Source organism: Mycobacterium sp. ZZG (genome assembly GCF_054786995.1).
This window is the reverse complement of sequence record NZ_JBTBFV010000178.1, coordinates 1-873: the sequence shown is the minus strand read 5'-3', so window position 1 is coordinate 873 and position 873 is coordinate 1. Positions and strand designations below refer to the sequence as shown.

1 pseudogene is annotated in these 873 nt (G+C 60.3%); it reads left to right on the top strand.

Annotation, left to right across the window (positions count from 1 at the left end):
* A pseudogene (locus tag ACXMYJ_RS29230) lies at nucleotides 1–792 on the top strand (hypothetical protein); the annotation flags it as partial.
* Nucleotides 793–873: the final 81 nt, after the last annotated feature.

The following is an 873-nucleotide window of genomic DNA, read 5'->3' as shown; positions in this document are numbered from 1 at the left end:
CTTCCCGAACCAGCGCGCCAACGCCGGCTCATGATCGGACCTTCGGATATTCAGATCATCCTCGGGAAGGTGCGCCCACTTTCACGCCCCCACACCGAGGCTCATCCACAGGTTCTGATCATTGCTCACGTAGGGGCGATGGGGGTCGGTGCGTGGGTCTTTGGTGCTCGGTGGTTCGCACGGGCAGACCCGTTCGAGGTCTACAGCATGGCGGTCTCGCGGCTATCACCCTTTCGGCGTTCGCCGGCATCGGGACGAGTGGAAGTCGTCAATCCCCTCGATCATCTGCCGACGTTGCCAGTGCGTCCCGGAATTGTCGCAGTTCTGGCGGTGCTGCTGGGCTCTACCGCGTTCGACAGTTTCTCCCAAGCTCCGGCATTCCGAAACTTCGTCGATCGCAACGCTATGGTGGTTCCGCTCTTCGGCGAGGCCGGCGGTGCGACAGTGCTGCGGACAACGGCATTGATTCTCTTCGTCGCCGTTGTTGGTGTGACCTTCTGGGGTGCTGCACGATCAACCGGCGGCATCAGTCCCGAGAAGCGCCAAGAACTTCCGGGCCAGTTGGCGCATTCCTTGGTTCCCATCGTTGTCGGTTACATCTTCGCCCACTACTTGTCTTACCTCGTCGAACGCGGACAGGAAACTGTCGTGCGCTTGGCTGACCCATTTGGCCTGGGGTGGCAACTGTTCGGATTGGCACCGAATGATGTCAGTTACATCCTGTCTCAACACCCGTCAGTCGGGTGGAGCAATGATCAGAACCTGTGGATGAGCCTCGGTGTGGGGGCGTGAAAGTGGGCGCACCTTCCCGAGGATGATCTGAATATCCGAAGGTCCGATCATGAGCCGGCGTTGGCGCGCTGGTTCGGGAAG